Annotated in this window: 10 protein-coding genes; 2 read left to right on the forward strand and 8 right to left on the reverse strand. The window is 45.8% G+C overall.

The annotated features are described in order from the left end of the window. Nucleotides 1-544: 544 nt before the first annotated feature. Nucleotides 545-2,827, reverse strand: a complete 2,283-nt coding sequence (locus MKY28_RS19525) for a YhgE/Pip domain-containing protein (RefSeq protein WP_036669208.1) — start codon at nt 2,825-2,827, stop codon at nt 545-547. Between the two features lie 206 nt (nt 2,828-3,033). Further along, entirely contained in the window at nt 3,034-3,615 is a 582-nt protein-coding gene (locus MKY28_RS19530; RefSeq protein ID WP_036611349.1) for a TetR/AcrR family transcriptional regulator, read from the reverse strand. A 382-nt stretch (nt 3,616-3,997) separates the two neighbouring features. On the opposite strand from MKY28_RS19530, the gene MKY28_RS19535 reads away from it, so the two are divergent. Continuing rightward, entirely contained in the window at nt 3,998-5,212 is a 1,215-nt protein-coding gene (locus tag MKY28_RS19535; protein WP_047841963.1) for a UDP-N-acetylglucosamine--LPS N-acetylglucosamine transferase, read from the forward strand. 275 nt (nt 5,213-5,487) lie between these two features. Here MKY28_RS19535 and MKY28_RS19540 read toward each other — a convergent pair whose 3' ends face one another. Together MKY28_RS19540 and thpR are read right to left on the reverse strand one after the other, a co-directional pair. Next, complete coding sequence (locus tag MKY28_RS19540) at nt 5,488-6,345, reverse strand: cell wall hydrolase (protein WP_036611353.1); 858 nt, start codon at nt 6,343-6,345, stop codon at nt 5,488-5,490. A gap of 130 nt (nt 6,346-6,475) precedes the next feature. Continuing rightward, nucleotides 6,476-7,078, reverse strand: a complete 603-nt coding sequence (gene thpR / locus MKY28_RS19545; RefSeq protein WP_340936696.1) for an RNA 2',3'-cyclic phosphodiesterase — start codon at nt 7,076-7,078, stop codon at nt 6,476-6,478. A gap of 207 nt (nt 7,079-7,285) precedes the next feature. Here thpR and MKY28_RS19550 point away from each other — a divergent pair, with 207 nt between their 5' ends. Then, nucleotides 7,286-8,242, forward strand: coding sequence for a D-2-hydroxyacid dehydrogenase (locus tag MKY28_RS19550; protein ID WP_340936697.1), 957 nt, complete (start codon nt 7,286-7,288; stop codon nt 8,240-8,242). Nucleotides 8,243-8,579: 337 nt separating this feature from the next. Here MKY28_RS19550 and MKY28_RS19555 read toward each other — a convergent pair whose 3' ends face one another. The 4 genes from MKY28_RS19555 to MKY28_RS19570 all read right to left on the reverse strand — a co-directional run bounded on the left by MKY28_RS19555 (nt 8,580) and on the right by MKY28_RS19570 (nt 14,356). Next, the gene (locus MKY28_RS19555; protein ID WP_340936698.1) at nt 8,580-9,557 is read right to left on the reverse strand and encodes a TRM11 family SAM-dependent methyltransferase; all 978 of its coding nucleotides are present in this window, start codon (nt 9,555-9,557) and stop codon (nt 8,580-8,582) included. Nucleotides 9,558-9,895: 338 nt separating this feature from the next. Continuing rightward, nucleotides 9,896-11,608 (reverse strand): methyl-accepting chemotaxis protein, encoded by a 1,713-nt coding sequence (locus MKY28_RS19560; protein ID WP_340936699.1) that lies wholly within the window; start codon nt 11,606-11,608, stop codon nt 9,896-9,898. 285 nt (nt 11,609-11,893) lie between these two features. Continuing rightward, nucleotides 11,894-12,919 (reverse strand): MsnO8 family LLM class oxidoreductase, encoded by a 1,026-nt coding sequence (locus MKY28_RS19565; RefSeq protein ID WP_445670902.1) that lies wholly within the window; start codon nt 12,917-12,919, stop codon nt 11,894-11,896. A 21-nt stretch (nt 12,920-12,940) separates the two neighbouring features. Beyond that, the gene (locus MKY28_RS19570; protein WP_340936700.1) at nt 12,941-14,356 is read right to left on the reverse strand and encodes a deoxyguanosinetriphosphate triphosphohydrolase family protein; all 1,416 of its coding nucleotides are present in this window, start codon (nt 14,354-14,356) and stop codon (nt 12,941-12,943) included. Nucleotides 14,357-14,971: the final 615 nt, after the last annotated feature.

The following is a 14,971-nucleotide window of genomic DNA, read 5'->3' on the forward strand; positions in this document are numbered from 1 at the left end:
GAGACTGTCAAAAATAATGCCTGCTATTGGGCAGAAGCCATTAAATGAGATGAGCTGATCCGGACGATCCGGCAAACAGCCTCTATAAATCAACACGCAGCCGCTGGCACGGCTACTGAAATGGAGCGACGTTTTTTTGATATAGTTCTATTATTTTAACACCGACCTAACATCAGCGCAATTTAAACTTTTTAATACCTCTGATAAGAAATGTTTTGCAGTACAGCTTTACAGTAGTGACGTTTAAATTCATCTCTTTTTCGAATAATTATACACTTTTTAAGCCAGAGTACAACTGAATTAAATTGCTGACAGAAGAAAATCGTTCCATGTGCCGCCTACGTTTATCCATAATTCCACCAAATTTTCACTGCTTAAGCCAGCGAAACTTTACTTCTCTATGCATTTGTATACAAAATAGCCTGCAACCCCTTTTTGGGGTCACAGGCTATTTGCACTATTTGACTACTATATTGCATAATTTCACTACAAGAAAATAAAGTTTTTTTTCAAAAATATGACCCTGCTGAAGATCAGGTTCGACTTATGCCGTCACAACTTGACCAGAATCAGCCTGTTCGACTTCTTTTTTCGGACGTCTGCCATTCCAGAGGAAGTAAGCAAGCGTCAGCAGAATGGATACACCTGCATAGATGCTAAGAATACCTGCCTGATGCCACATCACATCCAGATTACCACTCGATACCACGGCTTTGAAGCCCATAATGCTGTGTGTCATTGGCAACCAAGGGCTAAATGCCTGAAGCCATGATGGAATCAGTTCTACCGGGAAGGTTCCTGCACTAGCCGCAAGCTGGAAGACCAGAAGCAGAATGACAACATAACGTCCAGGCAGATCCAGCCAGGTTACAAGTGCCTGAACAATCAACATGAAGGTCAGCCCCGTAATAATGGTAAACAGATAGAACAGCCCTACGCTGTGCGTCTCCAGTCCAAGACCATATAACATGAAACTTGCCACGATAACTGATTGGAAAATACTTACGGACCCAAATACCAGTGTCCGGCTGACAAAACGATTCCAGCCTGTTGCACCAGGTACGGACGTTTCCCGCATTTTCAATACAATCGTGGAAATCAACGATCCCACAAACAGACCGATCGACAGGAAGAACGGTGTCAACCCTGTACCATAATTGCTCACGTTCTCTGCTGTGTTCTCCGAGGAGTTTACAGGTTCAGCGAACATGTTCACTACATCATCCGTTTTCTTAACTTCGGATGTTTTCTGTGCGGCATCATTCAGCTTGGTTTCCAATTCACTCGAGCCATCTTTTAGCTCAGTAAGGCCGTCAGCCAGTTTGCCCGCGCCATCACCCAATTGCTTGGAACCATCGGTTAGTGAATTAACGCCGCCACTTAGTTTACCTACACCCGTTTGCAAAGCTGTTGTTCCTGAGCCCAGCTGCTTGGCACCATCTGCAAGCAATGTACCGCCACTTGCAGCATCACCCAATTTGCCGCTGAACTGCTTCAGGCCATCGGATAGCTTAGCGCCTCCTTGACTGAGCTGCCCTGCACCAGCCAGCAATTGCTTCTGACCATCCACCAGTTGGTTCGCACCAGCCAGAAGTTGCTCCTGACCTCCATGAAGCTCGGCTGCACCCGCAGCCAGTTGCTGGTTACCCTGATGCAGCTGATCTGCACCTTGTGCCAGCTTCTGCTCGCTCTCATGCAATTGTGCACTGCCGCCAGCAACAGCCTCACTTGCCACAAGCAGCTTCTGTACATCCGCATTTTCAGCCAGTTCGGGGTTCGATGCAGCAAGCTGTTTCAATCCGGCGGCTACGCCCTGTGCACCATCAGCAACCTTGGAACTGCCATCTACAGCCGATTGCAGGCCTGTTGCCAGTGTACCGCTGCCCTGAACTGCACTTTGCAGACCATCCGCCAGCTTCGCACTGCCCTGTTCTGAAGATTTCAGGCCAGCCTGCAACTTACTTGTGCCATCCAGTGAAGACTGGAGTCCAGTTTCCAACTTGGCGCTACCATCCTTCAACTGATCTGCTCCGCTCTGAAGCTGGCTCGAAGCAGCTGCCTGAAGCTGTTGCAGACCGGATACAAGATTTGATGTTCCACTTTCAAGTTTGGTTGCCCCTGTGTGCAGCGCGTTAACACCATCACTTAATGGAGAAAGTCCTTCCTGAAGTTCAAGCGTTCCGGATGCAAGCTTCGCCAGGTTATCCTTGAGCTTAACAGCACCATCATCCAGTTTGCCTGCGCCGGTATTCAGTTCACCCGCCCCATCTCCTGCTTCAGCCAAGCCATCCGATACTTCGGAGAACTTGTCGAGCAATGTTTCTGCATAGGATTCCGTTACTTTGGCTGAGACTTTTGCTTTCAGGTCCTTAATAGCGGTCTTACCGATCTGTGCACCAACAAAACTGTAATTGCCATTCGGTTCATAGATCAGATCAGCCGGCTCCGGCTTGTCATCCAGCAATGTTGTTGCCTGAGATGAGAAGTTCTCCGGAATCGTAATTTGCATATAATATTTGTCATTACTCATGCCTTCTTTGGCTTGACTGGCACTGACAAAATCCCATTTAAAATCGGCATTTTTCTTCAGCTCATCCACCAGATCACTACCTACATGGAGGGATTTGCCCTCCAGCTCAGCACCTTTATCCAGATTAACAACGGCAACCGGCATCTCATCCACATGACCATACGGGTCCCAATAGGCTGCCAGATAGATGCCACTATACAGGATCGGTATAAACATAATTGCAATAACAGGGATCAACACCTTCGGGTTTCTCACGGCCGATCCCACATCCTTGAAAAACACGGATAAAGATTTCATGTCATTTTCTCCCCTTAATCTCTCTGCTCCATGAGCAGGAATAACCATAATGAAATACAATGTCGCATTCCAGAAAACATACTGAAACACGAAGTGACCACTTTCCTCAAACGGTCACTTTAGGACAAAAAAACAACCTGTCTTCCGACAAGCCTCCCTGCTTGATACGCGTGAAAATCCTTATATTATAGTAGATTAAATTCGGATTACGTTACAGCAGCAATTCCTTCCATTAAGAAAAGGCGAAAGTAAGTCTTAATTTCCTCTTTGCTCAGCGGTTGATGTTGTTTGCTCCAGTCTGAGGTGAGTGCAATATACAGGCGAATCATCATAAATGCGACGACTTGCGGATCACAATCTCGAATCTCTCCATTGTCTTTTGCTTTCTCAAGCTCCTTAGCCAGAAAGTCGGAGATTACTTTCTCCACCTTGTCCAAGCCTTCCTTGGCCTGCAGTGTTCCAAAGTCCTTCAGCTCCTGAGATAACTTAACGAGCAGATCGTGATCACGACGAAACTCTAACAAGGCATCCAGTACCCGAAACAGATTATCGAAAAATGCACTTTCCTGATGTACTTCACGATGCGCGATGTTCTTCATTTCCTGAATCACTTCTACCAGGATCTGATCAAACAATTGTTCCTTATTGGTGAAAAACGTATAGATCGTTCCTTTGCCAACGTTCGCAATCTTGGCGACCTGATCCATCGTCGTTGCTTTGTATCCAAACATGGCAAACGACTGGGCTGCTGCATGAATAACCTGCTGTCTCCTGTCAATCGGAGCCATCTAATCCCTCCTTTAATCACATTCATTGTTCAATCGCTCTACATAAATGACCAGAAATACAATTCAGTCATTCGGTCAAAAACTACAATACCACCTTCGAAAACAGATTGCAACCCTAACATTTTAAAAATTGTGTTAATATTTTTTAACCTAAATGCAGTGGAAACTCCTTCTGTCGTCGTCTATAGTGTAAGATGACTCAGATAATACGTGTATATAATGAAGTTTAAGTTGTCTCATTGTATGATATATGGTGTAAATATTCATAGAAGAAACATGATTTTGTGCTTCAATGTATATTCATGTAGTAACGCATTCCATAGCTAGAATAAACAATGAATATCTTCATTTTGAATTAAAACTTATGAATAAAGGTGAACTCATGCGAAAACCAAGAGTGCTCTTATTATCGGAAGGTTTCGGTACCGGTCACACTCAGGCCGCTCATGCGCTGGCACATGGCATCAAAAAAGTCAGTCCACATGTTCACAGTCGTGTCATTGAACTAGGCAAATTTTTGAACCCAACGGTAGCTCCACTAATTTTCTCTGCATATCGAAAGACACTATCGGTTCAACCCAAACTGGTCAGCCTGTTGTACCGCACACAGTACAATAAATCATTAAATGGTTTTACCAAGCTGGCGTTGCACCGAATTTTCTATACACAGACGGCACAGGTCGTATCCCAACTGAAACCCGATGCGGTGATCTGTACCCATCCTTTTCCGAATGCTGTCATCTCCCGGCTCAAACGCCAGGGTCTGAATATCCCGCTCTATACGGTCGTGACGGATTATGACGTGCACGGAACATGGATTAATCCGGAAGTGAACAAATATCTGGTCTCTACCCCTCAGGTCAAAGCATTGCTTGAAATCCGGGGTGTAGATCCCTCCCATATTCAGATCACGGGAATCCCTGTGCATCCAGACTTCTGGGAAGCTGGAGATAAAGTGAAGCTACGGGAAGAGATGGGGCTTCAGAACATGCCTACAGCGCTACTTATGGGTGGTGGATGGGGACTTTCGTTTGATGAGGATCATATGAAAGCTCTCACGTCTTGGGCAGATCGTGTTCAATTGGTCTTCTGTCTAGGAAGCAATGAAAAAATGATCGCAAAAATGAAGGAAATGCCTTGCTTCCAGCACCCGAATATTCGTATTCTGGGATATACACGGGAAGTAAGCAAACTGATGGATGTATCCGATGTGCTGATTACGAAGCCAGGTGGCATGACATGCACTGAAGCGTTGGCCAAGGGTCTACCGATGTTGTTCATTCCTCCGATTGCAGGTCAAGAGGAAGAGAACTGTGAATACTTTGTACAAGCCGGATACGGCCACGTCATTCACTCTGCCGACGTGATCACCAATCGTTTCAGACAACTAGTGGAGCAGGCATCTACTCAAACTGAAAGCCCGCTGAACGTAGCGCATCATTCAGGTAACCATTCGGTCTATGATCCGAAGTGCTGTGCTCAAGCTGTTCATGACTTATTGTTTCCGACGACAGCCGAAGTCACAACAACCTCCTTGGAGCGCTTCACAGCCGGAATTACTGCCACGTCCTTGTCAGGTACCAGAATACCATTCTGACGCCTCTACGGACCTATAGAACAGCTCTCACGAGGTGTTATAGGGGACAAGACAATTGCTCACGATATACAAAGAAGGTTCCCTTCCGAATTTTTGGAAGGGAACCTTCTTTTATTTTCACTAATTCCACCGTATGATTTGGCAGAAAAAAGGGTAATTTAGAGTATAACGATATTTTTTAATAACGAAATAAAACTACGATTCAGGCTTTTTCAAGGGCCGTGTGAAGCACACACAGTTAACTACCCTGCCTGTTTGCAGAATTTACGGGTCGATTACTTGTAAAAAGTATGATGACCGATCGTTTTTACTTTTTTCTGCGAGCGAGCAACTGTCAGATCGTCGGCAAGCGTCAATGATAAAAAATAATACGTATCATCGGCAACTTCCTTCTTCCCATTCAACGCAGCATTCACTGCTTTGATGCTGTCCTCGTTGGGAACCACACGTTTCATACGTCCGTTCGCTACAGGACTAAACTGGGATTTCTGATAGATGACCTTGTAAATGGTATCGGGAAAATTGGCTGACCGTAGCCGGTTTAAGACAACATTGGCAACTGCCACTTTGCCTTCGTACGGTTCACCTTCCGCTTCTGCCATGACAATTTTTTGCAGCAGATGCAGTTCTTTATCGGACACACTGTATGACCAGGTTGCAAGTTTCGAGTCTTCCTGGTTCAGAAGTTTGGTCCGTGTAAAGTATAGTTTTTGGGGGGGAGTTGTTACAGCAGCGACTTCTTTGGCACGTTTCACTTTGGCCAATTTCAGTGCAGCTTCTTTTTTGGCTTTGGCCGCAGCTACCGCTCTAGCTTTGTTCTTGGCCTTGGCTTCTTGCAGTTCCTGCTCTTCTTGAGCAGTCGTAAGCCAGTTCTTCGCTGGCAGAGATTCAGTCCACGCTACGGTTTGGGCAGACAGATTAGAGGACAGACTTGTCCCATCTTCCATCATGCGCCTCTCTTCTTGCGTAGATGTTTGGTTATTTTGCACAGAAGCCGTAAGTTCGGTCATCTGTTTACTATCACTAGCTTCATTCCACTTCCCCGTCGCCTGAACGACATTTACCCCCACTATACATACAAGCAGCACTGATAACATCGGTGCTACCCAACGATTTTTGCTTATAATGTTCATTCGAAGATTCCTCCTGTCGAAACAATTCCCTTAACTAAGTAACCCAAAAAAAAGAATTTGAATAACGATGGCTAATATTACATAGGGATAAACGTTATGTCAATGTGATTTTATGGCATAAAAATGATTATCAGGAAAAAGTGAACGTATCCACGACCTCATACATTGGCGATTGTCCCAGCCTTGTCACATAAAGTACAATGTCCTCTACCATCCATGAATTAACACCTGTGGAATGTTCCGGAAGCACTCCAGATATCCCTTTATTTTCATTACCTGGAAGCTGCCCCAGATATTTTCTGGCGACGGTAATGTGGGGAGCATAAGGTCTTAATTCAGCTTCATACCCCAGGGGCGAAGTCGCCTGCACGATTTGTTTTTGCAATGAAAACAAGTGCTCTATCTCTCCGCTAACACCTCTCCAAAGCACCTTAGGTGCTTCTTCAAGTCCAAATGTGCCCCAGTCGGAAAGCTGAAGTTCAAACGGCTGTAATCCGCTTGTTGCTGAGCGCAATGCTTTTCGCAGGTGCCCGATGTCACTAACTAATGTATCCCCCAGAAATTGCAAGGTAATATGATAATCTCTATGATCTGTCCATTTACGAAAATCTAGCTTGTTCTGTACAAGCCTCGAATCCATCTGAAGAGACTGCTGAACAGCAACAGGAAGACGAATTGCTACAAACAATCTTTCCCGTCGGGATGAATGATCCTGATGTGATTGGTTATTCATTGCATACACCTCTCTAAAGTTCGCTCTATTATTTCATAACTATACATATCGTTTCAAGTTGGTTAAGTATAGAGTGACACAAATATAACCATTTGCAAATAAGGCTAGATTCCTGCATTTCCCACCTTAATGCACATTCAACACCAAATCTGATACACTTTAATCATCAAACTCATCAAACTATTTATCTCAGGAGGACCACACATTATGGGTAAAATTGTATGTTTTCCATCTCTATCCGAAGAACAGCAACAACGCATTCAGAAAGCTGCACCGGGACACACCCTGAAATTCGGAAAAGCCAAGGAATTGGACCCCGCTGAGTTGAAAGAAGCTGAGATTATTCTCGGCTGGTCCCCACTCGTCACAGAACATGCATTGAAACAGGACGGCCTGTTGAAGTGGGTTCAGGTCTGGTCTGCTGGTGTGGACAATCTCCCCTTCGCAGATTTGCAACAAAAGAACGTTCAGGTCACCAGTGCAAATGGAGTTCACGCGATTCCAATCACCGAAATTATTCTGGGCATGATGTTATCCCACAGTCGCTGGCTGAGACAAGCTATGCTGCATCAACAGCAGGCCGAATGGAAAGCTCCTGCCAAACCACTGCCGGAACTGCATGGCAAAACAGCGGTCATCGTTGGTGTAGGTGAGATTGGCACGGAAACAGCCCGTATTCTCAAAGCCCTCGGCATGCGTACGATCGGAGTTCGCCGCTCAGGTAAGGATGTCCCCAATGTGGACCAAATGTACGACATGACCGGTTTACATGAAGCCTTGAGCCAGGGCGATTATGTAATTAACATTTTACCGCTAACCGATGAAACCAAACATATATATGATCAAACTGCATTTGAGCAGTTCCGATCCGGTGCCTGCTTCGTCAATGTGGGCCGTGGCCCCAGTGTGAAAACGGAAGCGTTGCTGAATGCACTCCAAAACGGCCAAGTTGCCTTCGCCGCACTCGATGTGTTCGAAGAAGAACCTCTTCCTGCAGACCACCCGCTATGGGGCATGGAGAACGTGTTAATTACGCCTCATATCGCAGGAAGTACAGAGCAATACGCGGATCGAGCAGTCGATATTTTCGTCAAAAATCTGGAAGCTTACGTCGCTGGCGATACCCTGCCGGTGAACCTTGTGGATTATAGTCATAAATATTAACACAAACACCCGTTCCCATGCAATATTGTGCAAATCAGATCAACGATATCAATGGAACTAAAGAATACTTACACTTGCAACTTCGATGACAGAACAACCTTCCGATCACTGTTATTCCCAGATTTTTTTAATTCACTTTTATAAGGTGAAAATCTGTGCATAAAGGCGAAGAGTATGCTTCCGATGCAGCTTTCTTACAGAAAGCTTTTAGCTCCACTTCTTCAGGTTATTTCTGTCCTCTACGTTCTCGTGTAAACGGTTAGTACAATTGAAATGTACACAGTAAAAAACTCTACCTCTGGAAATTTCCTCAGAGGTAGAGTTTTTGTTTTTATGCTTACATACACAGCCAAATATGACGTATAAACGTGCCTTTGTGTACTGTTCGGTACTCTTTTACAGTCCATCCCGCTTCCAACAAGTGCTCTTCTACCCACTCTGTGGAAACAATCACCGCCCGTTTTGCCAATCTGCGCAAACTCTCCAGCATGGCTCGTTGCTCAGCATCCGGAAGTACAGAGCAGAGATTATAGGGCATGTCCAGAATTGCCGCATCATACAAATCATGCAGTTCATTCATATCCCCCAGTGTGATTCGATCTGAATCATATCCATAATGCGGCAAATTGATACGTGCACCTCGGACAGCCAGAGGATTGAGATCGTTACCTTTTGCATCAATTCCCATGGATAAAGCCTCAATCACAACCGTTCCCATACCACAGCATGGATCAAGCAATCGATGATTATCTACTCTCGGAACAGCAATATTAACCAGCGCTCTCGCAAGCGTGATGCCAAATCCAGTTGAGTAATTTTGCGGCTTCTGCCGATGAATCTGCCATGATCGATCCGCTTCTGTCCACTGGCCCAAGATCCATTTTTCTCCTGTTCGGATTAGGCCGAAAGTCACCTTAGGTTGTTTCATCTGTGCCTTGCCTTTAATGCACATGCCAACTTCTTTTTCCAGTTGACGAGACTGTGCATAATCAGGGGCTTGATCCCCTTCTTTTAGACAAACTACCTTGAATGTCTCATCTGGCAACAGGTGAATATTTTTGGCAAGAGGAAGCAGATCCATCACAGTCTCCCCTTCGCCGATCACGTCCAGTCTGCCATGGATAAAAGGACTGCGTCCAGGTGGAATACATCGTTCAGACCACACATACGACCCCATATCCATAGGGATCTCCGAACTCGGTTCAAGCAGCGTATTCAGCTCCAGCATGCATAATTCTTGCTCGTTCTCGTGGCAAGCAAAGGTATAGAGGTGTTTCCCAGAAGTAGCGTACATACCAAGTGTTTCATCAGGCAAAATTCCCCTCTCCTTCCTTCATTAATCATGTTTCTTCTATATAAATAGTAAGCTCATTGAAGACATATCAAATACGACTCATACGTTTGCTTCAGGTAGTCATTGTATACAATGTTAGACTGCTAGACAACTACCCATTTCCTTGCACGTATCTATTTGGACAGAAAAAAAATAAGGTGTTCCCATTGTTGAGGAACGCCTTACTTTATTTTGAGATTATAACATTGGAAATCCAATCATTCTTGCCAGTAAACGTTATAGGCCAACAGCTCATATATGATACTGATTTCTCACCATTAGCCGCCTGCGTGATTCCAGCTTCTTCTATTATAAGAAGGTTATATTTTTAATTTTTCAATGGATGTAAGCAAATCTTCCGATAATTCTTTCAGACTTTGAATGTTGCCGCTAATCGTTTCCATGGAACTTACTTGCTCTTCCGCCGATGCAGAAACTTCTTCCACACTCGCTGCCGATTGTTCCGAAACAGCGGAAATCTGTTGACTGAAATCGTTCATTCGTCCGCTTGCTTCCTGCATGCCTGCGAGACCATCTGTCATAGTGCCGATGACACCAACCATGCCTTCCACCGATTCATTAATTGTACGGAAGAGTTGACCTGAAGTAAGCACATGTTCCTGACCCAGTTCGGTCTCCTGAACGTTCGTACGTAATTCCGCAACCACCCCTTGTGACTCCTGCTGAATATCCTCGGTAATCGCCGTGATCTCTTCAACCGAAGTCTGCACAGCCTCAGATAACTTCCTCACTTCTGATGCCACTACGGCGAATCCGCGTCCACTCTCTCCCGCACGCGCTGCCTCAATGGAGGCATTTAATGCCAGCAGATTGGTTTGGCGTGCAATGTCATGAATGACCTGAACCAGCTTGGAAATATCTTCATTTTTACGATTCAATCGTTCCATCTTGTTCATGGAAGCAGAGACCGAACCGGAAATCTGTTGCATCTGCTGCACGGATTGTTCCATCACCTTGCGACCATTCAACCCCTGCTCCAGTACAAGATCCGACATGACGCGCAACTGGCTGCCTTGTTCCGTATGATTCTGAATGTGATCATTCAAAGCTTCAACCGTACGGGCTGATTCCACGGCTGTCTCTGCCTGGCTCTCTGCGGCCTTGGCTGACTCTTCCATGGTCACAGCAATCTGGCGACTACCAATCTTAACCTCTTCTGAGGATATTGCCAGTTCCCCACTTTGTAGATTAACAGCTTCCGCAATTCGTCTGACGCTCAGAACCATGGAAGTCAGGTTACCTTTCATGTCATTCACCGCTTTGGCCAGAACACCAACTTCATCCTCATGTTTGGTATGTATGTCCTGAACATTCAATTGTCCTTCTGCAATCAGTTTCACCGCACTAATGACACGTAGCAGTGGTTTCACGACCTGTGAACGAATAATCGGAATGCTGATCGCTGTAATGGCAATCATGACCAGAACACCGATAATGATGAATAATCTACCATCCTGTACCGATCTGATCGTTTGGGCCGCCGCAAGATTGGACTGTTCCTGATTATATTCCACGAGATAATCAAGATCGACTTGCATGGTGTCAAAGGAATCAGCACCTTTATCAGCGACTTCCTTCGCCAGCTGTGTCTGACCCTCATCACTCAGCTTGATCGATTGCGTATTAATCTTGAGATACGCTTCCCATTTGTTCTTGAACGCATTCCAGTGTTCGAGCTCTTCCGCAGACTTCTCCTGCTGATCATAGATTTTAATCGCCTGCGTCGTCTCACGAATATACTTGGTACGCTCTTCTGACAAAAATGCCTTGTCTGTTTCATCCGCGTCAAAGTGACGATAACTTAGTGACAGAACATGTTCTGTGGTATAATTTAACCGGTTAATTTGCTGAATTGATGGCATCCAATTGTTCGTAATTTCATTAGTGTTGGTTTCAATTGAATTCATCCGGGTGACAATCGTGACACTCAAAATAATTAAACAGAGGATTAACAAGTAGAACGCGATGCTGATACGCAGACCGATACTCTTGATCTTGAATCTGCTGAACATATGATTTCCCCCTTGACCTCTTCGGTCATCCCGAATTCAGGTGCTTATGTCATTGTTTTCCCCTTCTTTTGACCTCTTGTCAAAAGAACTTCTCTATATTATATCGATAGGAAAATAGACGTAACGTATTATAACATTATTTTGTCATTTAGATGCTTGGTTTTGTAAAAGATTGTTGAATCTTGACAAAGTCCAAACCGAAGAGCTGCAGCATACGGTAAAGTCCCGATCTGCAGCTCTTCGGTTTGTTCGGATTTCAACGGCTAACATCATAAAATGATCAGCCTAGTTCAGTATTGCCGTCTTATGCTCAGCCAGCAATCGATATGAATCCAACCTGCGCTTATAATCTGGTCCTGCCGTAACCAGAAGCAACCTCTCCGTATCCAGCCTGCGACTCACCTGTTGCAATCGCGCCCATACCTGCTCAGCTGTACCTGCATAGTGCCGCACCGATTCATTTTGATCACTAACGGCTTCATCATTCGTGTTAGAGACCGCGATACCACTTGAATTCGACTCGGTTGAACGTTCTTTTCCATCTAGCTTGCGCCTCTCCGCCATGTCACGACTCCAGGCCATAGCATCCGTCTCTGACTCGGCACACAATACGCTGACTGCCACCATAACCTCAGGTTCCTTCATCGTTGCACTAGGCATAAATCCTTCTCGGTATCGCCTTACAGCCTCTGTACCATCGGCATCACTCATGAATTGACCAAAGACATATCCCATGCCAAACCGTGCCGCAAACTCTGCACTCTTCACGTTAGTTCCCAACATCCAGAGTGATAACGGAAGCTTGGGAATCGGACGAGCTGTCACGGGATGATCCTCGTACAGGTAGCGGTCTTCTAGTAGTTCTGTGAGTGCTGCGAGCGATTCAGGCAGCTTGGACACATGCTGCAAGTAATTGCCACTGAGTGCCATCGTGGCATGAGGTCCACCGCCAGGAGCACGTCCGAGCCCAAGCTCGATGCGCCCAGGATAGAGCGCAGCCAGCAGGCGGAATGACTCCGCAACCTTGAGTGGGCTATAGTGTGGCAACAAGACCGCACCAGAGCCAAGTTGGATCGTTGTTGTCCTTGCTCCGATGTGCGATAACAGTACTTCGGGAGAGGCCGATGCCAGTTCAGCCATATCATGATGCTCTGACGTCCAGTATCGGGCGTATCCCCAAGCCTCGGCATGTTGCGCAAGTGTCACCGATTGGTGAAGCGCCTGTTCCGCTGTGGCATCGTTTAACCTTGGCACAAGGTCAAGTACGCCCAGACTGAACGTCTCACTCATTCGCTTAGCCACGCGTCTCATCTCCCTTTATATCGGTTAATTTTAATCCAAATCGTAGATCGAACCCACCTTCAGACCGTAGAGTTCATTATATATTTTCTCGGCAAATGCATCCGTCATTCCTGCGATATAATCGATCACCATGTGTTCCCAAGTCCAGATCGGCTGGGCTTTGGCTTGATCCTTCTCATACCGCTGCAGCCAGTCGGATGGAATAATGGATTTGGACGTTTCCGGATCGAGGAATGCATCCCATAATCGCTTAATCATCCACTCACTTCGCTTCTGTAGCCGCTGCACACGCAGGTCACGAATCATGGTCACCCAGGCAAAACTCTTGAGCACACTCACCGTACGCAGCATGTCGAGGTCTTCAGCCCCTTCACGGACAAAGGTTACCTTCTTCCAGTCACCGTCGTCAATAACACCCAGGCTGCCTACAAAAAAGCTCACCCAATAGGCTTTCACTTCACGACGGGTACGCGAGTAATCATGTTCGCAGAACGGCATCTTTTCATTCCAGATGCGCAGGAACGAAGCGAGTACCTCTTCTACCTTTTGCCCAATCGATTCTCGGGTCCATCCGTTCCAGAACAGATCCTCCAGCGTTGTAATCTTATCCACAATCAGTCGATTCACATGCGGATCTTGCAGGAAATGCTCATGTACCTCAATCTTGCCTGCTTTGATGCCATCCTCCAAGTCATGCGAGGAGTACGCAATATCGTCGCAAAGGTCCATCAACTGTGCTTCCAGCGTCTTCTTGCCTGCCGGCACGTTCCAGCGATCACGGATCTCCCGAATATATTGCCACTCATGATGATACATGCCTTTTTTGCTCTCTGTCCCAGGATACGGATACTTGTTGATTCCTAGTAATACCGCATCAGACAGGTTCAGTCCGTCGATATCTTCACGCTTCTCCAAGTGCATAATGAGACGGAAGTTGTGCGCATTGCCTTCAAAATGCTCGTATTTCCGTTTTAACTCAGCACGTACCTCGGACTCGACCTTGGGAACTTTGGCGTTGCGGCTTTTTTTCATGATTTTCTTAGCCTCGGTGTTGATGAGGTCATCCAGAATACCATCTAATACTTCTTCACCTTTATGTCCAAACGGCGGGTGACCAAAATCATGTGCGATTGCAGCGCACTCCACCACTTCTGAATCAATAATAAGGCCGGGGTTGTCCGCGCGGTCCCAGTCTACCTCTGGAAAACGGCGAATCAGACTTCGGGCAGCCTCTCGTGCAATCTGTGCCACCTCCAGGGAATGGGTCAAACGAGTACGATAATAATCACCCGTTCCTGCGCCAAACACCTGCGATTTGCCCTGTAACCGACGGAAGGTCGGTGAATGAATGAGTCTCGAATAGTCCCGCTCATACGCTGCACGAGATCCATCCAATTTGGTTAATTCAGGATATTGTCTATGTTCTCTCAGATCGTTCCATTGCATGGGGATCACTCCTAGCCGACTGTCTCTATTTTGAGTGATTATACACAACATCTGTGGTTTCGAAAAGTAAAACCTGTCTGCGATTGTCATCTCTTCTTACATCAACTTGTAATGAACAGTCATCTTCTCTTATTATACCCTGCCAGACTATCATCCGTGCATCTAAATGACAATGATTAATATTGAGTTTTACACTATCGTGACTAATGATGAAAAAAGTGACTTATACAGTTTGCGTGGCCGTTCCGGTTACGGATCGTTCTTATGATCGCTGTTATTCCCAAATTTCTTTGATTCCCATTAAAAAGGGAGAAATTCGGGAATAAAGGCGAACGCTTCGCTTCTTCAGAATCGATTCCGTCCCCTTCACTACTTTTTGCTGTTTTCACACCAAATCTAAATGACATCACAATCCCTATAAGGGGGAATTCTTCAAAACTTTGAAAAGCTAAAGAATTTCATTACGATGTTCATCCATCGCTGCAATGATAGTCTGCCTCCCCCGCCCCCTGCCCGTTGTGGGTAAAAACAAAAAAACCGACAGGACTGAAACGCCCTGTCGGGGTGGATATCGTAAATTAAAAGGTATTTTATAGTTTCCAGGCTATATAAGCT

It is taken from the genome of Paenibacillus sp. FSL R5-0473 (genome assembly GCF_038004565.1).
Taxonomy (GTDB): domain Bacteria; phylum Bacillota; class Bacilli; order Paenibacillales; family Paenibacillaceae; genus Paenibacillus; species Paenibacillus amylolyticus.